Source organism: Erwinia persicina (assembly GCF_019844095.1).
Classification (GTDB): domain Bacteria; phylum Pseudomonadota; class Gammaproteobacteria; order Enterobacterales; family Enterobacteriaceae; genus Erwinia; species Erwinia persicina.
Genome location: NZ_CP082141.1, coordinates 2,525,923 through 2,549,869, shown reverse-complemented (window position 1 = coordinate 2,549,869; position 23,947 = coordinate 2,525,923). Strand labels below are relative to the sequence as shown.

General features: G+C 56.2%; 20 protein-coding genes. 8 read left to right on the top strand and 12 right to left on the bottom strand.

The features are described from left to right. Nucleotides 1–160 precede the first annotated feature (160 nt). Genes K6L24_RS11520 through K6L24_RS11510 form a run of 3 tightly spaced genes read left to right on the top strand, consistent with a single transcriptional unit; the run spans nt 161 to nt 3,303 of the window. Nucleotides 161–2,791 (top strand): YdbH family protein, encoded by a 2,631-nt coding sequence (locus K6L24_RS11520; RefSeq protein ID WP_222682324.1) that lies wholly within the window; start codon nt 161–163, stop codon nt 2,789–2,791. Then, nucleotides 2,775–2,966 carry a YnbE family lipoprotein gene (locus K6L24_RS11515; protein ID WP_062743375.1) on the top strand — a complete coding sequence of 64 codons (192 nt, stop codon included), beginning with the start codon at nt 2,775–2,777 and terminating at the stop codon, nt 2,964–2,966. Before K6L24_RS11520 ends, K6L24_RS11515 begins: the two co-directional genes overlap by 17 nt. Nucleotides 2,967–2,979: 13 nt before the next feature. Next, complete coding sequence (locus K6L24_RS11510; RefSeq protein WP_062743374.1) at nt 2,980–3,303, top strand: YdbL family probable chaperone protein; 324 nt, start codon at nt 2,980–2,982, stop codon at nt 3,301–3,303. A gap of 65 nt (nt 3,304–3,368) precedes the next feature. On the opposite strand, the gene K6L24_RS11505 is transcribed toward K6L24_RS11510, so the two are convergent. Further along, nucleotides 3,369–3,974 (bottom strand): FMN-dependent NADH-azoreductase, encoded by a 606-nt coding sequence (locus K6L24_RS11505; protein ID WP_062743373.1) that lies wholly within the window; start codon nt 3,972–3,974, stop codon nt 3,369–3,371. A gap of 235 nt (nt 3,975–4,209) precedes the next feature. Here K6L24_RS11505 and hrpA point away from each other — a divergent pair, with 235 nt between their 5' ends. Beyond that, nucleotides 4,210–8,109: an ATP-dependent RNA helicase HrpA gene (hrpA, locus tag K6L24_RS11500; protein WP_222681479.1), complete on the top strand. Its 3,900-nt coding sequence runs from the start codon at nt 4,210–4,212 to the stop codon at nt 8,107–8,109. 135 nt (nt 8,110–8,244) lie between these two features. Here hrpA and K6L24_RS11495 read toward each other — a convergent pair whose 3' ends face one another. The 6 genes from K6L24_RS11495 to rstA all read right to left on the bottom strand — a co-directional run bounded on the left by K6L24_RS11495 (nt 8,245) and on the right by rstA (nt 13,567). Beyond that, on the bottom strand, nt 8,245–9,051 hold the full coding sequence (locus tag K6L24_RS11495; protein WP_062743371.1) for a trypsin-like serine peptidase: 807 nt from the start codon (nt 9,049–9,051) through the stop codon (nt 8,245–8,247). A gap of 117 nt (nt 9,052–9,168) precedes the next feature. Then, nucleotides 9,169–9,249, bottom strand: a complete 81-nt coding sequence (gene ydgU / locus K6L24_RS22540; RefSeq protein WP_455580261.1) for a small membrane protein YdgU — start codon at nt 9,247–9,249, stop codon at nt 9,169–9,171. A 90-nt stretch (nt 9,250–9,339) separates the two neighbouring features. Continuing rightward, nucleotides 9,340–9,864: an acid resistance repetitive basic protein Asr gene (gene asr / locus K6L24_RS11490; protein ID WP_137268573.1), complete on the bottom strand. Its 525-nt coding sequence runs from the start codon at nt 9,862–9,864 to the stop codon at nt 9,340–9,342. A gap of 184 nt (nt 9,865–10,048) precedes the next feature. Next, nucleotides 10,049–11,533, bottom strand: a complete 1,485-nt coding sequence (locus K6L24_RS11485) for a carboxypeptidase M32 (RefSeq protein ID WP_222681478.1) — start codon at nt 11,531–11,533, stop codon at nt 10,049–10,051. 19 nt (nt 11,534–11,552) lie between these two features. Continuing rightward, on the bottom strand, nt 11,553–12,842 hold the full coding sequence (gene rstB / locus K6L24_RS11480) for a two-component system sensor histidine kinase RstB (protein ID WP_062743368.1): 1,290 nt from the start codon (nt 12,840–12,842) through the stop codon (nt 11,553–11,555). Then, on the bottom strand, nt 12,839–13,567 hold the full coding sequence (gene rstA / locus K6L24_RS11475; protein WP_187509203.1) for a two-component system response regulator RstA: 729 nt from the start codon (nt 13,565–13,567) through the stop codon (nt 12,839–12,841). Before rstA ends, rstB begins: the two co-directional genes overlap by 4 nt. Nucleotides 13,568–13,742: 175 nt before the next feature. On the opposite strand from rstA, the gene K6L24_RS11470 reads away from it, so the two are divergent. Then, entirely contained in the window at nt 13,743–14,174 is a 432-nt protein-coding gene (locus K6L24_RS11470) for a hypothetical protein (RefSeq protein ID WP_174522406.1), read from the top strand. 3 nt (nt 14,175–14,177) lie between these two features. On the opposite strand, the gene K6L24_RS11465 is transcribed toward K6L24_RS11470, so the two are convergent. Together K6L24_RS11465 and ydgH are read right to left on the bottom strand one after the other, a co-directional pair. Next, nucleotides 14,178–15,569 carry an amino acid permease gene (locus K6L24_RS11465; protein WP_062743365.1) on the bottom strand — a complete coding sequence of 464 codons (1,392 nt, stop codon included), beginning with the start codon at nt 15,567–15,569 and terminating at the stop codon, nt 14,178–14,180. Between the two features lie 208 nt (nt 15,570–15,777). Continuing rightward, a complete protein-coding gene (ydgH, locus tag K6L24_RS11460; RefSeq protein ID WP_062743364.1) occupies nt 15,778–16,728 on the bottom strand; it encodes a DUF1471 family protein YdgH in 951 nt (316 codons plus the stop codon). 517 nt (nt 16,729–17,245) lie between these two features. On the opposite strand from ydgH, the gene pntA reads away from it, so the two are divergent. Next, the gene (pntA, locus tag K6L24_RS11455; protein ID WP_062743363.1) at nt 17,246–18,775 is read left to right on the top strand and encodes a Re/Si-specific NAD(P)(+) transhydrogenase subunit alpha; all 1,530 of its coding nucleotides are present in this window, start codon (nt 17,246–17,248) and stop codon (nt 18,773–18,775) included. Nucleotides 18,776–18,785: 10 nt separating this feature from the next. Next, a complete protein-coding gene (pntB, locus tag K6L24_RS11450; RefSeq protein ID WP_062743362.1) occupies nt 18,786–20,174 on the top strand; it encodes a Re/Si-specific NAD(P)(+) transhydrogenase subunit beta in 1,389 nt (462 codons plus the stop codon). 75 nt (nt 20,175–20,249) lie between these two features. Here pntB and K6L24_RS11445 read toward each other — a convergent pair whose 3' ends face one another. Then, a complete protein-coding gene (locus K6L24_RS11445; RefSeq protein WP_062743361.1) occupies nt 20,250–20,519 on the bottom strand; it encodes a DUF2534 family protein in 270 nt (89 codons plus the stop codon). A gap of 198 nt (nt 20,520–20,717) precedes the next feature. Beyond that, entirely contained in the window at nt 20,718–21,185 is a 468-nt protein-coding gene (locus tag K6L24_RS11440; protein ID WP_244634616.1) for a DUF2946 domain-containing protein, read from the bottom strand. A 277-nt stretch (nt 21,186–21,462) separates the two neighbouring features. Here K6L24_RS11440 and K6L24_RS11435 point away from each other — a divergent pair, with 277 nt between their 5' ends. Further along, nucleotides 21,463–22,866 carry a PTS fructose transporter subunit IIC gene (locus K6L24_RS11435; protein WP_062743359.1) on the top strand — a complete coding sequence of 468 codons (1,404 nt, stop codon included), beginning with the start codon at nt 21,463–21,465 and terminating at the stop codon, nt 22,864–22,866. Nucleotides 22,867–22,929: 63 nt separating this feature from the next. Here K6L24_RS11435 and uspE read toward each other — a convergent pair whose 3' ends face one another. Next, nucleotides 22,930–23,880 (bottom strand): universal stress protein UspE, encoded by a 951-nt coding sequence (uspE, locus tag K6L24_RS11430; RefSeq protein ID WP_062743358.1) that lies wholly within the window; start codon nt 23,878–23,880, stop codon nt 22,930–22,932. Nucleotides 23,881–23,947: the final 67 nt, after the last annotated feature.

Below are 23,947 nucleotides of genomic sequence, written 5' to 3'. Positions count from 1 at the left end.
TACAGCAGTGTAACAACTTATCTCCCCTGCGGGAGGGGCTGAGCGGTTAGCTGATGTAAAAAACAGCGAATCGATTGATTAATGGTGAAAAACTTCACCCTGCTGGCTTTCCGTGCCATCATTCACAGGATAATCACGGAGTGAACAGGATGTGGCAGCCATGAACCGGGGCTGGAAAATTACGCTTGCGGTACTGATCGTCACAGCCCTGCTGCTGATCGGTACTTATCTGACCGTCAGCCAGTGGCTTCCCCGTCTGGCGGGCATCTGGCTGCCTGCCAATACCACCATCTCGCTTGATGGTAATCCCCGCTGGCGCAAGGGTGCGCTGCATCTGCCGGGTATCCATTACTACGCCGGCGACTGTGAACTGGCCGATGTGCAGGGTGTGACGCTCGGCTATCGCCAGGGTCGCTGGCAGCTTGCCGTTGATACGGCGACCCTACGCTCGGCCTGTGCCAGCGAGCTGGCAACTGCAGACGACGACAGCGCACCGCGCACGCTGGCGCAGTGGCAGCAGTTGCTACCTGCCGCCCGTGTCACCGTCGGCCAGTTAAGCATTGACCCCTGGCAGACCTGGGCCGGTCAGCTCCAGCTCGAACTGGATCCCCGTCGGCAGCACCTGCGTTATCAGGGTAAAAATCTGTCGCTGGATGCCGAACTTAACGGGCAGCAGCTGGCGCTGAACACGGTTACCCTGCAGGCCCCTGGCGTGCCTGAACCCGTCAGACTGAGCGGTACGCTGACCCTGCCAGCGATCCCCGATACGGTGCCTGAAAACGGGGCGCTGGAGGGCGATCTGGCGCTGACTGCCGTGCCGGACCCATTGCATTTTAAATTAAGCTGGCAGCAGCAGCAGGGATCGTTGGTGGTAACGGCCAGCAGACAGCCTGAGCCGCTGCTGACGTTGCCCTGGCATATTACCCGCGAACGAGTTTCAGTCCGTGAGGGGCGGTGGAACTGGCCATGGGCCGGACAGCCGCTCTCTGGCGGTTTCGCCTTAACGGCCGACGGCTGGACGCAGGGGCTGGCGGCAACGGAAGTGGCGGGCCGCTTCAATATGCTGACTCAGGGTCGCGGGGGCAAAGGCAATGTGGTGCTCTCTCTGGGCCCCGGTCGTCTGGACTGGGTCAACAGCCAGCTGCCGTTTCGTCTGACTGGGGAGAGCAAACTGGACAGACTGCAATTTTTTGCCGGCCTGCCCGGGGAGCTTCAGGGGCCGCTGCTCGACCCGCAGGTGCTGATGCGGCCGGGTGCGTTACTGCGGATGAAAGGGCGACTGCTGTCCACGCTGGAGGTGGATGAGGCTCGCTGGCCGCTGGCGGGCGTTTCGATCTCCTCTGCCGGGATCGAGGGCCGCCTGCAGGCCATTCTCAGCGCTCATGATGCAGAAACGGGACGTTTTCGCCTGCACCTGGACGGACGTGCCAAGGCATTCTGGCCGGATAAAGGCCAGTGGCTGTGGCGTTACTGGGGCGATGGCTATCTGATGCCGCTGGCGGCCAGATGGGATGTCAAAGGTCACGGGCGCTGGCAGGATCGGTTAATTGAACTCTCGTCGTTGTCCACCGGCTTCGATCGGCTGGCCTACGGCAGCGTCACCATGTCTGCTCCGAGGCTGTCGCTGGACACGCCGATCCGCTGGCAGCGAGATCCGGATGCGCCCTCCTTTAACGGACAGCTTAAACTTAAAGCGAAAGACACCCGCTTTGGTGGTGGAGGCTACCTGCCTCCCTCGACACTGAAGCTGGTGGTGAAGGGGCGCGATCCCGCGTGGTTCCTGTTCCGTGGCAGCCTGCAGGCGAAGCGGATAGGCCCGGTGCAGGTGAACGGTCGCTGGGATGGCGACCGCTTGCGCGGCCAGATGTGGTGGCCGGAGCAACCGTTGACGGTATTTCAGCCGCTGATCAGCCCTGACCTCAAGCTGGCCATTCAGGGAGGGACGCTGAAAGCCCAGGTGGCGTTCTCAGCCGCGAGCGATCAGGGGCTGAAAGCGGGTGGGCACTGGCTGGTCAGCAACGGTAGCGCACTGCTGCCGGACAATGAATTTGATGGCGTCGATTTCTCATTGCCTTTCCGCCTTGAAGATCATCGCTGGTATTTTGGGGCCCGTGGCCCGGTATCGCTGCGTATCCGGGAGATTAAAAACCAGTTTGCCATGCAGAATATTGCGGCAGATCTGCAGGGCTGGTATCCCTGGAGCGAGCGTTATCCGCTAACGTTAAGCGACGTCAGCCTGGATCTGTTAGGGGGCACACTCAGTCTTGCCAGCCTGCAGATGCCGCAGACAGAAGTCGCGACCATTAAGGTAACGCACCTCAGCCTGTCGGAGCTGGTCACCGCCATGAAGCTGAAGCAGGTAGCGATGTCCGGTCATATCAACGGTGCGCTGCCGCTGTGGCTGAACAACTCCCGCTGGCTGATTAAAGATGGCTGGGTGGCCAACAACGGGCCGCTGACTGTGCGTATGGATAAAGACATGGCTGATGCCATCAGCAGCAATAATATGGCCGCCGGGTTGGCTATCGACTGGCTGCGCTATATGGAAATTTCCCGCAGTTGGGCCACCCTTGACCTCGATAATCTCGGGGTGATGAATATGGCCGCCAAAGTGGATGGCACCAGCCGTTTCAATCAAAGAAATCAGCGGGTTTCGCTCAATTACACGCAGCAGGAAAATCTGTTCCAGCTCTGGCGGAGCCTGCGCTTTGGCGATAACCTGCAATCGTGGGTGGAACAGAATGCCACCCTGCCGTCGCAAAAGGAAACCAGTGATGAAAGCCCTGACTAACCTGTGGATCGCCAGCGTTGCGATCCTGCTCTGTGGGTGTATCCCCCGCATTGAGTTGGCCGCGCCGAAAGAACCGATCACCATCAATATGAATGTCAAAATTGAACATGAAATTCATATCAAGGTGGATAAAGACGTGGAAGCGTTATTAAAAAACCAGAGCGGGTTGTTCTGAGGAGAGTGCCACCATGAAACGACTTTACTGCGGCATACTGCTGGGTTGTCTGCTGATGTCATCAGCGGCGATGGCGCTGACGCTCGATCAGGCGCGGCAACAGGGGCGGGTAGGGGAAACGCTGAATGGCTATATTGCCGCCGTACAGCAGGATGCGGAAACCCTGACGCTGGTGAAGCAAATTAATGAAGGACGTGAACATCAGTATCAACGACTGGCGCAGCAAAATAACCTCAGCACGCGCGAAGTGGCCGGTATTGCCGGTAAAAAGCTGATAGAGCGGGCGAAAACAGGGGAGTATGTACGGGGAATCAACGGTCAGTGGTTACAGAAGTAGCGGTGGCACCGACACAGTGCCACCACGCAGGTTGAGGAGGGTAAGCTCAACCTGTTCGAACGCTATCAGGCAGTGACAATCTGAGAAATCACTTCTTTTGCATCGCTGGCCGCTTTGGCAGCCACTTCCGGACCGTAGCCAATCCCTTCAGCGAACACGAACTGCACGTCGCTCATCCCCAGGAAGCCCAGGAACAGGGTCAGGTAAGGGGTCAGCAGATCGCTTGGGGTATCTTTGTGGATCCCGCCACGGCTAGACAGAACCACGACTTTTTTCCCTTTGATCAGGCCTTCTGGTCCCTGCTCAGTATAGCGGAACGTTACGCCGGCACGGGCAACCAGGTCAAAGTAGTTCTTCAGCTGCGTCGGGATGTTGAAGTTGTACATCGGGGCGGTGATCACGATGGTATCGTGCGCCTGCAGTTCAGCAATCAGTTCGTTAGACAGATCCAGCGCTTCCTGCTGACGAGGGGTCAGGGCTGCATCGGAAGGACGCAGTGCGCCGACCAGCTCGCCATCCAGCACCGGAATTGGGTTGGCGGCCAGATCGCGTTCGGTGACGTCATCGCCCGGATGAGCGGCTTTCCATTCAGAAACCAGGTGGTCGGCCAGCTGACCAGACTGTGAATAACCGGCAAGAATACTTGATTTCAGTACTAATACTTTGCTCATGGCGTTTTTCCTGTTGTGTCATGCGGATAACGTTCCGCTCAATGGAAGACACTCTACGGATAAATGCCGGACAGTGTAAGTGCGAGTTTTCGATATCAATGTTCGAAAATATTGAATAAGACGCCGGGGGCAGATAAAACGCTAAGTGGTTGTCTGTGCTACACTACGCAAAATTCTGATCCCCTGTTTAATCCATGTTGCCCCTTTTAACGGCGACAAAGCGAGTTTTACTACCATGTCTGACATGCCACATTCTGCCCTGACGCCGCTCTTTACCCGGCTGGATACGCTGATGCTGCGCGACCGCCAGCGTCTGCAGCGCCGCCTGCACGGGGCAAAAAAAATAAAAAACCCCGCGTCCCTCCAGGCACTTATCGAGACGCTGGAAGGGGATATCGCAGCGGCAGAGCAGCGCATCAACGCCCGCCGTGCCGCTACGCCGACTATCCGCTATCCGGAAAATCTGCCTGTCAGCCAGAAGAAGCAGGACATCGCAGAGGCGATACGCGATCACCAGGTGGTGATTGTGGCCGGGGAAACCGGTTCCGGTAAAACCACTCAGCTGCCGAAGATCTGTATGGAGCTGGGGCGGGGTATCCGTGGGCTGATTGGCCATACGCAACCCCGACGCCTGGCGGCGCGAACCGTTGCCGATCGCATTGCGGCCGAACTGGAAACCTCGTTAGGCGGCTGCGTCGGCTATAAGGTGCGCTTTAACGATCAGGTCGGTGAGACCACCCAGGTCAAACTGATGACCGACGGTATCCTGCTGGCGGAGATCCAGCAGGATCGCCTGCTGATGCAGTACGACACCATCATTATCGACGAAGCGCATGAACGCAGCCTGAACATCGATTTCCTGCTGGGGTACCTGCGCGAGTTGCTGCCCCGGCGTCCCGATCTGAAAGTGATTATTACCTCGGCGACGATCGATCCGCAGCGTTTTTCACGCCATTTCCATAATGCGCCCGTAATTGAAGTATCCGGGCGTACCTATCCGGTCGAAGTGCGCTACCGCCCGGTGGTGGAAGATGCTGAAGATACCGACCGCGATCAGCTGCAGGCTATTTTCGATGCGGTGGATGAACTGGGCCAGGAAAGCCGCGGCGATATTCTGATCTTTATGAGCGGTGAGCGGGAAATCCGCGATACGGCAGATGCACTGATGAAGCGCGACCTGCCGCATACGGAAGTGCTGCCGCTCTATGCCCGCCTGTCCAACGCCGAGCAGAACCGTGTGTTTCAGTCTCACGTCGGGCGGCGCATCGTGCTGGCGACCAACGTGGCAGAAACCTCGCTGACCGTACCAGGCATCAAATATGTAATCGACCCGGGTACGGCGCGTATCAGCCGCTACAGCTTCCGTACGAAGGTGCAGCGGCTGCCGATTGAGCCAATCTCTCAGGCCTCCGCTAACCAGCGTAAAGGACGCTGCGGCCGCGTTTCAGAAGGCATCTGTATCCGCCTGTATGACGAGAATGATTTCCTCAGCCGGCCGGCGTTTACCGACCCGGAAATTTTGCGTACCAACCTGGCATCGGTGATCTTACAGATGACCGCGCTGGGGTTGGGCGACATTGCTGCCTTCCCGTTTGTCGAAGCGCCCGACCCGCGTAATATCCAGGATGGCGTGCGCCTGCTGGAAGAACTGGGGGCCATCACCCTGCGGGAAAACCAGCACTATGAACTGACGCCCTCAGGACGGTCGCTGGCGCAGCTGCCCGTTGACCCCCGCCTGGCGAAAATGGTGCTGGAAGCGCAGAAATATGGCTGTGTGCGTGAGGTGATGATCATCACCGCCGCGCTGTCTATTCAGGATCCGCGCGAACGTCCTGCAGAGAAAAAGCAGGCCTCGGACGAGAAGCATCAGCGCTTTGCCGATAAAGACTCGGACTTTATTGCCTTTGTGAACCTGTGGAATTACGTGCAGGAACAGCAAAAAGCGCTGTCATCCAGCCACTTCCGTCGCTTATGTAAAACGGACTACCTGAACTACCTGCGGGTACGTGAATGGCAGGATATTTACACGCAGCTGCGCCAGGTGGTTCGGGAACTGGGCCTGCCGGTCAACAGTGAACCGGCTGAAATACGGGAGATCCATACGGCGCTGCTCACCGGTTTACTGTCGCATATCGGACAGAAAGATGCCGACAAGCAGGAGTTTACCGGCGCGCGTAACGCTCGTTTTGCCATTTTCCCGGGATCAGGTCTGTTTAAAAAGCCGCCGAAGTGGACGATGGTGGCTGAACTGGTAGAAACCAGCCGCCTCTGGGGGCGCATTGCCGCCCGTATCGAACCGGAATGGATCGAGCCGGTCGCACAGCACCTGCTCAAGCGCAGTTACAGTGAGCCTCACTGGGAGAAAGCCCAGGGGGCGGTGATGGCCACTGAAAAAGTGACGCTTTACGGTCTGCCGATCGTGGCGGCACGTAAGGTGAACTATGGCCCGATTGACCCGGTGCTGTCGCGTGAGCTGTTTATTCGCCATGCGCTGGTTGAGGGTGACTGGCAGACCCGTCACGCATTCTTCAGGGCCAACCTGAAACTGCGTGCAGAGGTTGAGGAGCTGGAACATAAGTCACGCCGGCGCGATATTCTGGTCGATGATGAAACGCTGTTTGAGTTTTACGATCGGCGCATTGGCGCCGAGGTGATCTCCGCCCGGCATTTTGATAACTGGTGGAAAACCGCCAGTCGTGAAGAGCCTGAGCGCCTGAACTTTGCCCGTGAAATGCTGATTAAGCAGGGCGCGGAGAACGTCAGCAAGCTTGATTACCCCAACTTCTGGCATCAGGGCAATCTCAAGCTGCGCCTGAGCTACCAGTTTGAACCGGGGGCTGACGCTGACGGGGTGACGGTATACGTGCCGCTGCCGCTGCTCAACCAGGTCGAGGAAAAAGGTTTTGAATGGCAGATCCCGGGCGTGCGTCGTGAACTGGTGATTGCCCTGATCAAATCGCTGCCGAAACCGTTACGCCGTAACTTTGTTCCTGCGCCCAATTATGCGGATGCTTTTCTCGGTCGTGTGACGCCGCTGGCGTTGCCACTGCTTGATGCCCTGGAGCGTGAATTCCGCCGGATGTCAGGCGTGACACTGGATCGTGATGCCTGGCAGTGGGAACAGGTGCCCGATCATCTTAAAATGACCTTCCGTATCGTCGATGAAAATAATCGCAGGCTGGCAGAAGGCAAAGACCTTTCGGCGTTAAAACTGCAGCTGAAAGGTAAGGTACAGGAAACGCTGTCCCAGGTGGCAGATGACGGTCTGGAGCAGAGCGGGCTCCATCTCTGGAGCTTTGGCGACCTGCCCGATCACTTTGAGCAGAAGCGTGGCAGTTACAGCGTGAAAGCCTGGCCCGCTCTGGTGGATGAGAAGGACAGCGTGGCGATCCGCCTGTTCGACTCTCAGCATGAACAGCAAAAGGCGATGTGGCGCGGGCAACGACGCCTGTTGCTGCTGAATATTCCCTCGCCGATTAAATACCTGCACGAAAAGTTACCGAATAAAGCCAAGCTGGGGCTCTATTTTAACCCCTACGGCAAAGTACTGGATCTGATTGATGACTGTATTGCCTGTGGCGTCGATAAACTGATCGCTGAGGCTGGTGGCCCTACCTGGCAGGAACAGGGCTACACACAGCTGCAGGATAAAGTGCGTGCGGAGCTCAATGATACGGTGGTGGAGATCGCCAAAAAGGTCGAGCAGATCCTGACGTCAGTCTTTGCTATCAATAAGCGTCTGAAAGGGCGCGTAGATATGACCATGGCGCTGGCGCTGTCGGATATCAAAGCGCAGATGAGCGGTCTGGTCTATCGCGGCTTTGTCACCGGCAACGGCTGGAAACGGCTGGGTGACACGCTGCGTTACCTGCAGGCGATTGAACGCAGGATGGAGAAGCTGGCAGTCGATCCGCACAGCGACAGGGCGCGGATGCTTAAAGTGGAGTCCGTGCAGCAGGCCTGGACGCAGTGGTTTAACAAACTGCCGCCAGAGCGTAAGGATGATGAAGAGGTTCAGGACATCCGCTGGATGATTGAAGAGCTGCGTGTCAGCTTCTTCGCTCAGCAACTGGGGACGCCTTATCCCATCTCAGAAAAACGCATCCTGCAGGCGATGGAACAGGTGATACAGTAAATTTTGCCTGCCCGGAGGAACGGGGAGGCAACGTTGACGGATGTCTGTTGCGTCATCATTATCCGGCCCGGTCAGTCACAGGGGATTGTCCGGGCGGTATGGTGCCACCAGTGCGGCGGCAACCGCCTGCGTCTTTTACTGTGCCAGCGCTTCCAGACTGTCCCGGAACGCGGTCACCGCGATAGCGCGGTTGTCCGCCAGATAGCGGTCTTTGGCTGCGGGGGCCGAACTTTGCACCGCAATCAACTGCCACTCGCCATCCACTTTTAACAGCAGCGGGGAACCACTGTCGCCAGGCAGGGTATCGCACTGATGCGACAGGACGGTTTTTTGTGCCCAGCCGGTGATCAGGCAGTCGCTGTGAGAGTAGAGCGTATCAAGATGATCTTCCGGATAACCCGCTTGTGTCACCCGTCGCTCTGCAATTTTTAACGCGGCAGTGAGATCTTTTCGCGAACCGGAAAACAGCGGTACAGGCGTAATACCCGATGGCGGGTTACGCAGAATGATAAGACCGAAATCGTAGGGGGCCGCAGAAGCGGGGACGATCCAGCCATCACCGTCAGCTTTCAGTTTTTTCCCCAGAGCCGGGTCAACCCGGGCTTCAATGTCATGGATCTCGTAACGCCAACCCGCCTTTTCGCTGGAAATAAAACGCAGCGCCACGGCTTTGTCCAGTTTGCCTGGCGGGGCCAGCAGGCAGTGTCCCGCCGTCAGAGCCAGGTGAGGGGCGATCAGCGTGGCACTGCACAGGTTACCGCTGGCGGTTTCCAGTTGACCAATCGCTTCCCAGGGGGCGGAGGCGGTATCACGGACCGGCAGGCGATCGTCCTGACCGAAGAACAACGTTTTCGTGTCGGCGGCGCTCCGCTCATCATCATCAGCGTGTGTGTAAAACGAAAAAGCCAGGCAACCCATCAATAACACAGCGGTCAGACGCATATTTTTCTCAGGCTGAAAAAGCGTGGATATCAGTATTTATCTTAGAGACGTAACTATAGACGGATAGTGCTGGAAAAGGGAGATTAATATGAAATATCAGCACACTACACGCCACCATTATAAGTAAAAACTGGCGGCAATCAGCCCACAGATAATCATAACAGTCAGAATGATTTCGAATAAATAGCGACGCACCATCATCCGAAACTCCTTAAAGAAACACCCGGTAAGACCGGGTGTTTAAGTTAATTCATGTGCGAGGGATGGCGGGCACCCCGTCCGTCTGTCTTACGCTTTAGGTGCGGTTTTCTTTACAGCTTTGTGGTGTTTTTTAGCAGCCTGCGCTTTCTGTGCAACAGGTTTTTTAGCGGCTTTGTGGTGCTTTTTAGCGGCCTGAGCTTTCTGTGCAGCTGGTTTGGTGGCCGCTTTGTGATGCTTTTTAGCGGCCTGAGCTTTCTGTGCTACCGGCTTGGTGGCCGCTTTGTGGTGCTTTTTAGCGGCCTGTGCATTCTGTGCGACAGGTTTTTTAGCGGCTTTGTGGTGCTTTTTAGCCGCCTGAGCTTTCTGGTCGGCTGCTTTTTTCGCTTTGTGATGTTTTTTAGCGGCCTGAGCTTTCTGGGCAGCAGCTTTTTTATGCGTTTTCACATGTCTGGTGTGTTTAACAGAGGCTTTCGCTGGAGCCGGAGCCGTTGTCGTGGTGGTAGCAGCAGACGGTGCAGCGGTAGCAGCAGGTGCAGCCGTTGTATCAGCAGCGAAAGCAACAGAAGACAGACCCATTGTAGCAGCGACAACCAGAGCAAATAATTTTTTCATTGCAAAACCCTCAAGGTGTTTAGTTCAGGTGTCAGCCCACTCTGGGGCCGGTGAAAAGACTATAAGGGAATCAGTGAGGGCTTTCCGTGAGTGATTGGTATCGGCGTGTAACCGATTGTACAAGCGAGCAGAGGAGGGTGTCTCCCCCTGTGCGGGCTGCACAGGGGGTGGGGTAAATTCCCGGTTATTTCAGGTAGCGGCTTTCCAGATGCTGGCGGAAATAGTGCGGATTCAGATCTTCTCCGGTGGCATTTTCCATCAGCTGACGGGTGCTGAAACGGCTGCCATGCTGCCAGATATTTTGCTGCAACCAGTGAAACACCGGCTGCAGATCGCCCTGGCGGATCTGCTCGTCCACCTGAGGAATAGCGCGCTTCAGGGCCTGGAACAGCTGTGCTGCATACATTGCCCCCAGCGTATACGTCGGGAAGTAGCCGAACGCACCATCAGTCCAGTGAATGTCCTGCATACAGCCGTCGCGATAATTACCCCGGGTGTCCAGACCCAGCAACGCCAGCATTTTCTCATCCCACAGCGCCGGAATATCGTCCACCTCTATCTCGCCGGCAATCAGAGCACGTTCAATTTCATAACGCAGAATGATATGCGCCGGATAACTCACTTCATCCGCATCAACGCGGATCAGTTCGGGTTTAACACGCTGATTCAGCGCAATGAAGTTGTCTTCCTTCAGCGCCGGGCTGTCGCCGAACAACTGCTGTACCTGGGGGCGGATCAGGCTGAGGAACGCCGGGCTGCGGCCCAGCTGTTTTTCAAAGAACAGGCTCTGCGACTCATGGATTGCCGTTGAGCGTGCCAGCGACACGGGCTGATCAGCCCACTGCTTCGGCAGATTTTGCTCATAACGGGCATGACCGGTTTCATGGATCACCCCCATCATGGCGCTGATGAACTCGTCTTCTTTGTAGCGGGTGGTAATACGCACATCCTGCGGCACACCACCGCAAAAGGGATGGGCGCTGATATCCAGACGACCGGCATTAAAGTCAAAGCCCAGCTGCTGCATAATGGCCAGACCGAGCGCCTGCTGCGAGGCCAGCGGGAAGGGGCCGGCCGGGCGGTCAACTTTTTCGCCCGCCTGCTGATCCACGATCTTTTGCAGCAGGTCAGGCAACCACTGCTTAAGGTCGCCAAAGGTTTTATCCAGCTTATCGCTGGTCATACCGGGCTCGAATACGTCCAGCAGGGCATCATAGCGGGAATGGCCACTGGCCTGAGCGCGGATCTCCGCTTCCTCGCGGCTGAGTTTGACCACCTCTTTCAGATTGGCGGCAAACCCCGTCCAGTCATTTGCCGGACGCTGTGTGCGCCAGGCATGTTCACAGCGCGATCCGGCAATGGATTTGGCTTCAACCAGTGACGCAGGCAGCAGGGAAGCCTGCTGCCAGGCACGTTGCATCTCAAACAGGTTAGCCTGTGCCACATCATCCAGATCTTCCTGCTGTGCCTGTTGCAGCCAGAGACCCACCTCTTTTGCCGTCAGGATCTCATGACGCAGCACGCTCAGTTCGGCCAGGGCTTCCCCGCGTGCCTGACTGCCGCCGGCAGGCATCATGGTCATCATATCCCATCCGGCAATAGCAGAAAGATGGCCAAAGCGGGAGAGGCGCTGGAAGGTACGTGTCAGGTTGGCATAGGCAGAAGACATAGAATTCCTTATTAACGGATTAAGAGTGGAGATCAGGGGTCACCGGCCAGCAGAAACGCACGCTGGCCCCCCCAAGCGGGCTGCTGTCGATGGTGACATAGCCGCCAAAGGCCTGGGCTATCGAGTGGACAATCGCCAGTCCCAGCCCGCAGCCGCCCGTGGCACGATCGCGGCTGGGGTCGAGGCGAACAAAAGGCTCAAATACGCGCTGACGTTCATCCAGGGGAATACCCGGGCCGTCATCTTCCACCTGCAGACAGGCCATCTCGCCGTCAAACCACAGGCTGGCCCGCAGCCGCTGACTGGCGTAACGCAGGGCATTATTGACCAGATTATCCAGCACGCGCTCCATCAGGCGGGTGTCGGCCACGCCGATATTTTCGCGTTGCGGCGTTTCCAGGACAATATCAAATTCCGGATGAACGGAGCGGATATCCTCCAGCCGTTCGTCTAACCAGCGGGCGAGATCCAGCGTTTGTAAATTGAGATTAACCTGCGGCCGGTCAAGGCGGGCATAGGTCAGCAGTTCTTCGATCAGCGATTCCAGCTGGCCGATATCCCGGTTCAGCGCGGCAGATTCTGCCACGGTAAGATTATCACTCATCTCCAGACGATAGCGCAGCCGGACCAGCGGAGTGCGCAGTTCGTGAGCGATCCCGTCGATAAGCTGTTTTTTACTGGCCACCAGCGTATTAATGTTATCGGCCATCTGATTAAAGGCCACGCCCAGGCGTAACAGGCTGGAGGCACTGTCAAAATGAATGCGCTCATCCAGATGCCCCTGACCGAAACGCTGTGCGGCGTTTTCCAGCTTTAGCATGTCCTGCCAGTGCGGACGCATCCAGATAAACACCGGCAGGGCCAGCGAAATACCGATAAAGGCCAGCAGGGCAATGTCGAGAATGCGCATTTCATGCAGATAAAACAGATAGGGGATGGGCCCCACTGCCAGAACGTAGTGGCTGCGGGGAATATGCTGCAGGAAGGTATATTCATCATCCAGCGCCACGATTTCGCCCGAGCGCAGGCGATGCAGCGTTCCGGGATCAAGCTGATATTTACTCATCGGCTCAATGTGCAGCTTAAACGACAGATTGAGGTCGAGATTATCAATGGTTTTATTCCAGTCGCGCGGCGGAATTTCACGCAACTCGCTGCGCATCAGATACAGCGAGCTTTTCATTAAATCGTCCATCGACTGTCTGCCGGCACGTTCGGCGGTGAATTTATAAACCAGTCCGACCAGCATGGCCATCACCAGGAAGCAGACGAACAGCAGCAGGTAAAACTGAATAAACAGTTTTTTCATTGCGCATCCCAGGCGTGTGGCGCGAACAGGTAGCCTTTATTACGGATGGTTTTAATCCGGTAAGGCTCTGTGGCACTGTCGAGCAGCTTTTTACGCAGGCGGGAGATGGCCACGTCGATGCTGCGATCCATTCCGTCATAGGTGACGCCGCGCAGCGTTTTCAGCAGCGCGTCGCGGTTGAGAATAGAGCCGGCGTGGGTGGCCAGCTCCCACAGCAGGTCGAAATCTGCCGTCGACAGGGCAACGATCTCCTCTGACAGCGTCACCTGACGGTTAATCGGATCGATACTCAGGGTACCGAAGCGCAGGGCCTTCTGCCCGGCAATACCTGGCGCAATCTCTTCATTTTGTCCGCTGACCCCTGCCTGACGCAGATGCAAACGCAGACGCGCCAGCAGTACCGCCGGTGGCGTGGTTTTGAGAATATAGTCGTTTGCGCCCATTTCCAGCGACAGGATATGGTTCATGTCGCTGTCGAGCGAGGTGAGCAGCACAATCGGCCCTGTCCAGCTGTGGCGCGTGCGTAAATCCCGGCACAGCGTCATGCCGTCCTTACCGGGCAGCATGATGTCCAGCATCACCAGATCGGGGTTAGCCGCAGCGATGGTTTCTTCTGCGCGATCGCCACGATTTTCAACAATAACATCAATGTCATGCCGCCCCAGATAGGCAGCAATCAGTTCACCGACATCCTGATCGTCTTCAACAAATACAATTTTGTTCATTGGGCTGATTATCTGGCTAAAGAGAACGACAGCTTATCCTTTCCTGAGCATAACGACCATTAATCCGCGTTAAATAGTAGGGGGAATGTAGTACAATCCTGGCCGGATATGTCATTATATTCCCCGCCTGCGAAGGCGTACCCTTCAACCCGCTGCAAGGGGGGGCTTAAGTCGAATGGATAAGGAGAAGAGAGTGTCAGAAGAGAAGCTGGCTTCAGCACAGTACAGTGATCGCATCTGCCTCAACTACATCGAATTCCTGTCCGCGTCCTGTAAGAAACGCTGGAGCTTCGTCGACGCTATTTATGGGGTGATCCCCTTTTTTGGTATGATTACCCGCAAACCCTCCAGCGAACCCCAGGCGTCTGAAGCCCCGTTAAAAGATCTGGCGCTGCAAATTATTTCGACTCAGGTCAGCGATGAGATAAATATTGCCCGGTTGATTACCCTGGCGCATCAGCAGCAGATTGAAGCGTTTGATATCCAGCTGCCTTATCCCCTGTCAGAAACCCAGCTTATCGCGATCCGTCAGGAGTACGCCCGGCCGGTCGATCTTGAGCAGCGGGACGAACGACTGAGCGTCATGCTCCCGCTGCTGGCACATTGATCCTCAGCGGACCAGTATCCATACGGCGGGAAGCGCGGCCACCCCCAGCATGACCATCATTATTTTTTCCCTTTTCAGCAGGGCCGTTTCGCCGCGCCCTCCGCGCCGGGCAAAGACGAACAGCGCCATACCCGGCGTGTACAGCACCACCGACAGCAGCAGATGCACAGGCCCGGAAGCATACAGCAGCCACAGCCCATAGACGCTGGCCCCCACCGCAATCATCATGGCGCCCGGTTTATGTAAATGGCGCGCCACTTTAAACAGATAGGCCCCCACCAGCAGGTACGGCACGAGGATCATTTCAGAGGCGATCGTCAGCAACGTATTGTAATCAGAACCCGTCAGCCAGATCAGGATCAGACACACCTGCACGCAGCCGTTGGTCAGCCACAGCGAGGCCGCAGGGGCACCGCGTTCATTCTGACGGCTCAGTGCGCGAGGGAATGCCCCATGCAGCGCGGCCACCAGCGGGACTTCTGCCGCCATAATCGTCCAGCTGAGATAGGCGCCGCAGACGGAGAGAATCAGCCCACCGACAATGATCAGATTACCCCAGTGGCCAATCAGCGAGGTCATCAGACCGGCCATCGAGGGGTTACGCATTTCTGCAAGTTCGGCACGCGGGACAATACCGAGTGACAGCAGGGTGACCAGCAGGTAAATCACCAGCGCGGCGCTGACCGCGAGCAGCGTGGCACGGCCAACGTCACGGCGGTTTCTGGCGCGGGAGGAAACCACCACCGCCCCCTCAATCCCGATAAACACCCACAGGGTGATAAGCATGGTGTCTTTCACCTGTTGCCAGACGGGTTTACCCAGCGCCAGACCGGTGAAATCAAAGGAGAAGCGGTCGTAGTGGAAAGCGGCAATGGCCAGCAGGACGAACAACCCCAGCGGCAGCAGTTTACCCAGCGTAGCGACCAGATTAATACTGGCTGCCGTCTGAACGCCGCGCAGCACCAGGCCGTGCACCAGCCACAGCAGCACCGAGGCCGCAAGAATAGCCTGCCAGGTATTGCCGTCACCAAAAATCACGTGGCCCGGCGAATCGGTGAAAAAGCTCATGGCCGAAAAGACAATGACCAGGTAGGAGACGTTGGCGATCACCGCGCAAAGCCAGTATCCCCACGCTGAGCAAAAACCAATCAGCTCACCAAACCCCGCCTGAGCATAGGTGAAAATGCCCCCATCCAGTTCGGGCTTTAAGCGACTGAGTAGCAGCATGGCCAGTGCCAGCAGGACAATCCCGACACCGGTGATCGCCCAGCCAGTCAGCAGTGCGGCCGGGCTGGCGACCGCCGCCATATTTTGCGGCAGGCTGAATACCCCCGCACCAAGCATTGAGCTGAGTACCAGCGCCGTCAGCGCGGTGAGACCTAACTTTTTGTCCAAAAAAAACTCCGGTTACAGAATAAAATACCAGTTGTAACGACCATGTTGGATTTAACTCAGGATGTCAGGTCAAAAAAGGCAACGAAACGCCTGAAAGTGGCGGGGGATTTTACGGACAGCGGCGGCAGGATGCAATGACTTACTATGCAAATTCAGACGGGGATTATTCAGAATGACAGGGCAGCAATGCGCTGCCCTGAAAAAAGACTTACTTGAAGAGATCGGCCGACACGGTCAGGTTGCCGCCGTTCTGGCTGGACCACTGACGGGTGACATGATAGTACTTGGCGCCTTTGGCAATCGCACGGCGGCCTACTTCTTCAGAAACCTCCGTCGGCGTGCTGAAGTGGCCGGTGAAGGTCACGCTATCATACGGCTGCATCTGCGCGGCCGTAATCGCATTCACTTCCTGCACGCTTTTGCCGTCAGGCGTCGTCACCGTATAACGTTTCCCGGTGGAACTCTGCGTCTCGTAGAAGCGTCCGACATTTTTGCTCGGTGACTCATTGGAGGCGACGCCCGGAATTTCGACGTTCTTCGCCGCCGCACCGCCCGCCGCCAGCGCCGCTTTACCGGCTTCAGAGTCGGCCGGGATCAGGTCAGGAGACTGGACCTGACGTTTAGGCGCATCTGACTTATAGATATAGGCGGTGATCATCTGATTGCCACCGCTGTTCGTGTCAATCTGACGCACGATAAAGAAGGAGGCCGCGCCTTTCTCTTTTGCTGCCCGGGTGATGGCGTCATTCACGTCAGGCTGGCTACGGAAGAAGCCGCTCGCGCTGACGGTATCGTAAGGCTCAAGGGTGAAGGCTTCTGATTTGGTCAGCTCGCGCACGCCGTTGATAATGCGATCTTTGTTTTTTGGCGCAGCAGGGGCATCGGCACGATAGAGGTCAGCGGTCACATTCCAGTTGCCGCCATTGCCGTTAGTATCATTGATACCCTGAATGTAGTAGGAGGCGGCTCCCAGCGCATCAGCACGTTTCGATACGGCGTCACTGGCCTCATACAGGGCATTGAAACGTCCGTTAATGGTGATCCGATCAAACGGTTTCAGCGCAGCGGCTTTCTCCGGCGTCAGTTCCTGTGCTGCATGAGCGGAGAGCGCCGTGAGTGATAACAGGGCTGATGCCAGAATGGTGTTCTTCAGCTTCATAAAAATTAATCCTTCGCCTTACGCAAAAAATGAGTACGAAAACGTGCTGGACTCTTGATGTGTAACAGATTAGCGGATGATTATTACATGTAATAATGTTCGCTGTCTCAGCCATTTTGTGTGGAATGCGCGCCAGCCCCATTCCTGATTTCAGAATAAGTAAGAAATCTGGCTGAATCGTGTCGCTATTCTTTTATTTACCACTTAAGGTGGTAAATGCTAACAGTTATAACGTTAACGCTTTGTTAATCAATGTTTTTTACTGTGAAAAATCTTAAATTGTTAAATTTTACCGTAGCACGTTATGCGCTCGAAACCCCTTGATTCAGGCTCAATATATCGCTTGCAGGGGTAAGAACTGAATTTTTATAGGTTAGTCGTCGAACGCCCCCTCTGCGGCTGGATCGAATTACGTATATTCAGTAGGTTATTAGCAGTTTGAAACAGGCTGTGTTTCGGCCATAAAGGCCGGAAACAGGAGAACACACCTTCGTACTCTCTGAAGAAAGGGAAGATTATGCTTATTGGTATCACCAAAGAGCGGTTACCTAACGAAGCCCGTGCGGCTGCCACACCGAAAACGGTAGAGCAGCTCATTGCCCTGGGCTTCAGCGTAGCTGTGGAAAGCGGCGCAGGTAAGCTGGCCAGTTTTGAAGATGCAGCGTTTGAGGCTGCCGGAGCCACCATCACCGACCCGGTGACGGTCTGGCAGTCCGACATTATTCTGAAGGTCAACGCGCCAACCGACGAAGAAATCGCGCTGACACGCGCCGGAAGCACCCTGGTCAGCTTTATCTGGCCGGCACAAAATCCCGAGCTGCTGGCTAAGCTGGCGGCGCGTAACGTCACCGTGATGTCCATGGATGCCGTGCCGCGTATCTCCCGTGCCCAGTCTCTGGATGCGCTGAGTTCCATGGCGAATATCGCCGGTTATCGTGCGATCGTTGAAGCGGCGCATGAGTTTGGCCGTTTCTTCACCGGGCAGATTACCGCCGCCGGTAAAGTGCCGCCGGCGAAAGTCATGGTGATCGGTGCGGGCGTGGCCGGTCTCGCCGCCATTGGTGCCGGACGCAGTCTGGGGGCCATCGTGCGAGCCTTTGATACCCGCCCAGAAGTCAAAGAACAGGTGCAGAGTATGGGTGCCGAATTCCTTGAGCTGGACTTTGAGGAAGAGGCAGGCAGCGGCGACGGTTATGCCAAGGTGATGTCAGAGGCCTTTATTAAGGCTGAGATGGCACTCTTTGCCGCCCAGGCGGAGGAGGTCGATATTATTGTCACCACCGCGCTGATCCCGGGGAAACCTGCGCCGACGCTGATTACGGCCGAGATGGTGGCATCCATGAAACCGGGGAGTGTGATCGTCGATCTGGCGGCACAAAACGGCGGTAACTGTGAGCTGACTGTCGCGGATACCATTACCACCAGCCCCAACGGCGTAAAAATCATTGGTTATACCGATTTGCCAAGCCGTCTGCCAACCCAGTCTTCACAGCTTTATGGCACCAACCTGGTCAACCTGATGAAGCTGCTGTGTAAAGAAAAAAACGGCGAGATCACCATCGACTTTGATGATGTGGTGATTCGTGGCGTGACGGTGATCCGCGATGGCGAAATCACCTGGCCTGCGCCGCCGATTCAGGTGTCTGCTGCGCCAAAGGCGGCCAAAGCGGCTGGGCCGGTGGAAAAACCGGCAGAGAAGCCTGTGTCGCCGCTACGCAAATATGGCCTGATCGTGCTGGCCATTGTGCTGTTTGGCTGGCTGGCTAATGTGGCTCCGCCTGAGTTCCTGTCGCACTTTACCGTGTTTGCGCTCTCCTGCGTCGTCGGTTACTACGTGGTGTGGAATGTCAGCCATGCGCTGCATACGCCGCTGATGTCGGTGACTAATGCTATCTCCGGCATTATCGTCGTCGGCGCAGTGTTGCAGATTGGCCATGGCGGCTGGGTCAGCTTCCTGTCCTTTGTGGCCGTGCTGATTGCCAGCATCAATATCTTCGGCGGCTTCACCGTCACCCAGCGTATGCTGAAAATGTTCCGTAAAAACTGAGAGGTAGTCCATGTCTGGCGGATTAGTGACTGCAGCCTATATCATTGCTGCGATCCTGTTTATTTGCAGCCTTGCCGGGTTGTCTAAGCATGAAACCTCGAAGCAGGGGAATATTTTTGGCATCAGTGGAATGGCGCTGGCGCTGGTCGTCACCATCTTTGGCCCGGAGACCGGCAACGTCGCCTGGATCCTGCTGGCTATGGTGATTGGCGGTGCTATCGGTATTCGTCTGGCGAAAAAAGTAGAAATGACCGAAATGCCCGAGCTGGTCGCGATGCTGCACAGCTTTGTCGGGCTGGCGGCGGTGCTGGTAGGCTTTAACAGCTATCTTGACCACGGCCCGGGACTGCTGCCGGTGATGGAAAATATTCACCTGACTGAAATCTTTATTGGCATCTTTATCGGGGCGGTGACCTTTACCGGTTCTATCGTGGCGTTTGGCAAGCTGTGCGGCAAAATTTCATCAAAACCGCTGGCGCTGCCGCATCGCCACAGGCTGAACCTGCTGGCTCTGGTGGTCTCATTCGCGTTGCTGATCATCTTTGTGCGTACCGACAGCGTGGGGACGCAGACGTTTGCCCTGATCGTGATGACGCTGATCGCGCTGGCCTTTGGCTGGCATCTGGTGGCATCCATAGGCGGTGCGGATATGCCGGTAGTGGTGTCTATGCTGAACTCTTACTCCGGTTGGGCAGCCGCGGCCGCGGGCTTTATGCTCAGCAATGATCTGCTGATTGTCACCGGGGCACTGGTCGGCTCCAGCGGTGCCATTCTCTCCTACATTATGTGTAAGGCGATGAACCGTTCGTTCTTCAGCGTCATTGCCGGAGGTTTTGGCACTGACAGCAGTTCGACCGGTGAAAGCGAGGAGATGGGGGATTATCGCGAAATCGACGCCGCAGGCACCGCAGAACTGCTGAAAAACTCCACTTCAGTGATTATCACGCCGGGCTATGGTATGGCGGTGGCGCAGGCGCAGTATCCGGTGGCTGAAATTACCGCCAGACTGCGTGAGCGCGGCATTAAGGTGCGTTTCGGTATCCACCCGGTGGCCGGGCGTCTGCCTGGCCATATGAACGTGCTGCTGGCGGAAGCCAAAGTACCGTATGACATCGTGCTGGAAATGGATGAGATCAACGACGATTTCAGCGATACCGATACGGTGCTGGTCATCGGCGCGAATGACACTGTCAACCCGGCGGCGCAGGAAGATCCCCGCAGCCCTATCGCCGGTATGCCGGTGCTGGAAGTGTGGAAAGCGCAGAATGTGGTGGTGTTTAAGCGTTCAATGAATACCGGCTATGCTGGCGTACAGAACCCACTGTTCTTTAAAGAGAATACGCAGATGCTGTTCGGTGATGCGAAAGCGACCGTAGAAGCGATTCTGAAGGCGTTATAATTGCGCTGACAGGGTGAAAAAACAGGGCGACCGGAAGAAAAGGTCGCCCATGACAAGGCTGATCGCCGACGGTGATCAGCCTTTCTTGTTTTCAGGCTCCTGCTCGCCGATAAACCAGTACCACAGTGGGATAGAGAGCAGCAGGGTGAAAACGGAACTGTAGATCATGATCATGAAGAACTCAGAGACATACAGTTCAACCGGCCACGTCGAGAAGGGCATGTTGTACTCTTCGATGGCTCCACCAATGATCGCTTTGGTCATCACAATCGCCACGCAGACCCACAGACAGGCCTGGGCGATAAAGAAATTCCGGCGTTTCTTGCCGGGAGGGAATAATGACATGGTGTGTACTCCTGTACGATTTCCTGAAATGTAATCTTCGCTTTTTGCCCATCCCCACCCGCCTGATGGATTAATCCGGGTTTCGGCGGTTTGCAGGTGGGTATTGTAGCGCAGCCCGTGGACTGCCTGACAGAGAGGAAATGATCCCCCTGTGCGCAACCGTAACGGGCACTGCGGATGACGTTCTGCACGCCGTTATCACGACGAACAGCAGCCGGGTGGGGCACGTGGCTGTGACAGGCCGGGGAAAAAAGCGGACGCAAACCAGGAACTGTATCGCGCTGCGGGTGCCGGTGAGGCCAGGCGAAACAGCAGCCAGATTAACGGAATAAACAGGTACAGCAGTAAGGGTAAATGCACCAGTAGCTGGCAGTAGCCGCAGGCGAAATCATCCATCATTCCCCCGCCACCGGGCATTACCAAAGGCACTCCCTGTTCAGCGGAGGACGGGTGAGCGTGCAGGAGGGGCATACCGTCATGGGACAGGGTGCCCATGGGCATATCATGCATGGTCATCAGCGCAGGGTTCACTGAGGCCACCGACGCAGACATCCGCTGATGCTCCAGCGTTTGAGAGATATCCGGAGCAATAAACAGCAACAGGACCGCTAACATAGCGATCAGTGCAGGTATCCGGCGCTGCGACAGGCGATACAATGAGACCAAACAGTCAACCCAGAGCAGAATCAAAAGGTGGCGAGAGTGTAGCGATTTTCCCAAGGAATGTTAACGATCATTATTCGTCACGCCCAGGTCAGCGCTTATTTTCTGCCACGCTTTTCAGCATTGAGTGAAGATTCAAGACAGCAAATATTGCTGCCTCGTAGTACAGGGTTTGTCCCGATCCCGGGACAGGGTTTGGTAGTGTTTTCCCTTTCACCCTCTGGTTAGATAAGACTCCGGCCGGAACCGTGAGTTATTTACTTGTTACCGGAGAATACCCATGAATATTATCGCCATCACCGCCTGTCCTACCGGGGTGGCCCATACTTATCTGGCCGAAAGTAATTTAAAAAAAGCCGCCAGAAAACTGGGTCTGTCCCTGCGAGTTGAAACGCAGGGTGCCATTGAAAGCAAATATATTCTCAGCCCGGATGATATTGCTGCCGCAGATATTGTTCTGATCGCCGCCGATAAAAAAGTGGATATGGCGCGTTTTCAGGATAAAAACATTGTTGAGGTCCCGGTTGCCCGTGCGGCCAGAGACGCCGAAGGCCTGCTGAACGCGATCACCACCGGCGAACTGATTCCACACCGGCAGGCCGCGCCCACACAGGAGGGGGATGTAGTGCCGGTGACCCATGGCACGCGCTGGTACGCCACGTTCTATGTGCATCTGATCACCGGCGTCAATCTGATGATCCCGTTTGTCGTTGCGGGGGGGATCCTGATTGCCCTCAGCTTCTCCTTTGGCATTACCGCTGCCACGCCGGGTGATGCGCATTTCAGCCCCATCGCAAAAATGTTATCTGATATTGGCGGCGGATCGGCCTTTGCGCTGATGCTGCCGATTTTATCCCTGGGGATCAGCCAGTCGATCAGCGGTAAAATGGGCATTGTCTCCGGGGCGGTGGGCGGGATGATGGCCATCCATACCGGTTCGGGCTTTCTCGGTGCGCTTCTGGCCGGATTTATTGCGGGCTATGTGACGCTGCTGATCGTCCGCCATATCCGCCTGCCGCAGGCGGTGGCCGGTCTGAAACCAATTCTGATTGTGCCGCTGCTCAGCGTACTGATCACTGGAGTGTTAATGGTCTGGCTGATCGGAGAGCCGATTAAGCTGCTGCTGGGCTGGCTGACCACTTTCCTCAATGCTCTGGGGCAGACTAACTCCGCTATCCTCGGCCTGCTGTTTGGCATGATGGTCGCCTTTGATATGGGCGGCCCGCTAAATAAAACCGTCTGCATGTTTGCCATCGGCCTGATGTCCAGCGGCATCTATGGCCCGATCGCCGCCTGTATGGCCGCGGGGATGGTGCCCCCGCTGGGAATTGCCCTGGCTACCGTGCTTTTCCGGCATAAATTCAGCCGCAGCGAACGTGAAACCGGAAAGGTGACGTGGATCCTCGGGCTGTCATTTATCACCGAAGGGGCCATTCCCTACGCCGTATCGGATCCGCTGCGGGTGATCCCGGCTATTGTGGCGGGTTCAGGCCTGGCCGGGGCATTGTCAATGGCAATGGGCTGTGCATCACGCGCGCCTCACGGCGGGATTTTTGTCATGTTTATTCCTAACGTGATCGCCAACCTGGCGGCCTATCTGCTGGCGATTGCGGCGGGGTCACTGCTGACGGCCGTGATCCTGTGGTTCCTGAAAAAGGATGTGACAGAGGTGACGGCATCATAAGGGGGAGGGAAGGAAGAAAAGGGGCGAGCCTGTCTGGCAGGTTTGCCCCATCAGGACGGCAGGTTAATCCTCTTCATCATCGTCAAGCTCAACGGGGGAGACAAACCCGTCAGGCTTAATGGCCAGCAGATCGCAGCGCAGGTGATCGATAACCTGTTCGGCCGTATTACCTAAAAATGCCGCCGACAGGCCAGTACGGCCGATGGTACCCAGCACGACAACGCCGGCGTCAAGATGTGCAGCCAGTTCAGGAATCACCTCTTCAGGCAGCCCTTTTTCAACGTGGGTAAACTTTTCATCGATGGAGAACGACTGACGAAGTGCTTTCATCGCGACCAGATGCTGTCCCCGGATGGCGTCGTTGTACACGCTGGGGTCAAAGTCCGGGAGTTCAATTGCAATATTGATTGGGGTGACAGGATAGGCGCCGACAAGATGGACTTCTGTATGGTTGACCCGCTCGGCCAGCGCCAGGGTCTCTTTCACCAGTTTACTGTTTAACGGATCGTGATGGGGTTCTTCACTGGCCAGGTTAACCGCCACCACGGCTTTGCCTCCCTCTGGCCACACCTGATCCTTAACCATCCAAACGGGGCACGGGCATTTGCGCAGCAGGTGCCAGTCTGTCGGGGTAAACACCACCGACTGCAACCGGTCGTGCTGGTGAGCCATCTTGATAACCAGATCGTGTTTGTTGTTCAGCACTTCCAGGATGATCGCTTCGAAAGGGCGATTGTGCCAGATCACTTTAATATCAATCTGAACACCGGCGGCGAGATAAGCCTGTGCCTGTTCGCGGATCCACTCTGTACGTTGACTGATGACCCCTTTCCGCATGGTCACCCGCTCATCAGGCGATAACAGCGTGGTCATCTCGTAGGAGAAGTCGTAAATGGGGAGGAAACAGGTAATTTTACCGCCAAGACGCTGATTAAGGTAGACAGCGCGGCGAAGAGCGGGCTGGTCGTCCTGTTGCGGATCGATTGCTACCAGAATGTTTTGATACTGAGCCATAACGGTTTCTCCTTACACTGAGCGTGTCAGTTTAAAGATAGCCCAATCGCTCTAAAGGAAGAAAGGA

Coding starts and splice junctions, on each gene's coding strand:
- K6L24_RS11445 (WP_062743361.1), bottom strand. CDS start 20,519: ATGTCATTATTCCCTCCCGGCAAGAAACGCCGGAATTTCTTTATCGCC.
- K6L24_RS11505 (WP_062743373.1), bottom strand. CDS start 3,974: ATGAGCAAAGTATTAGTACTGAAATCAAGTATTCTTGCCGGTTATTCA.
- K6L24_RS11495 (WP_062743371.1), bottom strand. CDS start 9,051: ATGCGTCTGACCGCTGTGTTATTGATGGGTTGCCTGGCTTTTTCGTTT.
- K6L24_RS11510 (WP_062743374.1), top strand. CDS start 2,980: ATGAAACGACTTTACTGCGGCATACTGCTGGGTTGTCTGCTGATGTCA.
- ydgH (WP_062743364.1), bottom strand. CDS start 16,728: ATGAAGCTGAAGAACACCATTCTGGCATCAGCCCTGTTATCACTCACG.
- ydgU (WP_455580261.1), bottom strand. CDS start 9,249: ATGGTGCGTCGCTATTTATTCGAAATCATTCTGACTGTTATGATTATC.
- K6L24_RS11520 (WP_222682324.1), top strand. CDS start 161: ATGAACCGGGGCTGGAAAATTACGCTTGCGGTACTGATCGTCACAGCC.
- rstA (WP_187509203.1), bottom strand. CDS start 13,567: ATGAACAAAATTGTATTTGTTGAAGACGATCAGGATGTCGGTGAACTG.
- uspE (WP_062743358.1), bottom strand. CDS start 23,880: ATGGCTCAGTATCAAAACATTCTGGTAGCAATCGATCCGCAACAGGAC.
- K6L24_RS11515 (WP_062743375.1), top strand. CDS start 2,775: ATGAAAGCCCTGACTAACCTGTGGATCGCCAGCGTTGCGATCCTGCTC.
- pntB (WP_062743362.1), top strand. CDS start 18,786: ATGTCTGGCGGATTAGTGACTGCAGCCTATATCATTGCTGCGATCCTG.
- K6L24_RS11470 (WP_174522406.1), top strand. CDS start 13,743: ATGGATAAGGAGAAGAGAGTGTCAGAAGAGAAGCTGGCTTCAGCACAG.
- rstB (WP_062743368.1), bottom strand. CDS start 12,842: ATGAAAAAACTGTTTATTCAGTTTTACCTGCTGCTGTTCGTCTGCTTC.
- pntA (WP_062743363.1), top strand. CDS start 17,246: ATGCTTATTGGTATCACCAAAGAGCGGTTACCTAACGAAGCCCGTGCG.
- asr (WP_137268573.1), bottom strand. CDS start 9,864: ATGAAAAAATTATTTGCTCTGGTTGTCGCTGCTACAATGGGTCTGTCT.
- hrpA (WP_222681479.1), top strand. CDS start 4,210: ATGTCTGACATGCCACATTCTGCCCTGACGCCGCTCTTTACCCGGCTG.
- K6L24_RS11435 (WP_062743359.1), top strand. CDS start 21,463: ATGAATATTATCGCCATCACCGCCTGTCCTACCGGGGTGGCCCATACT.
- K6L24_RS11485 (WP_222681478.1), bottom strand. CDS start 11,533: ATGTCTTCTGCCTATGCCAACCTGACACGTACCTTCCAGCGCCTCTCC.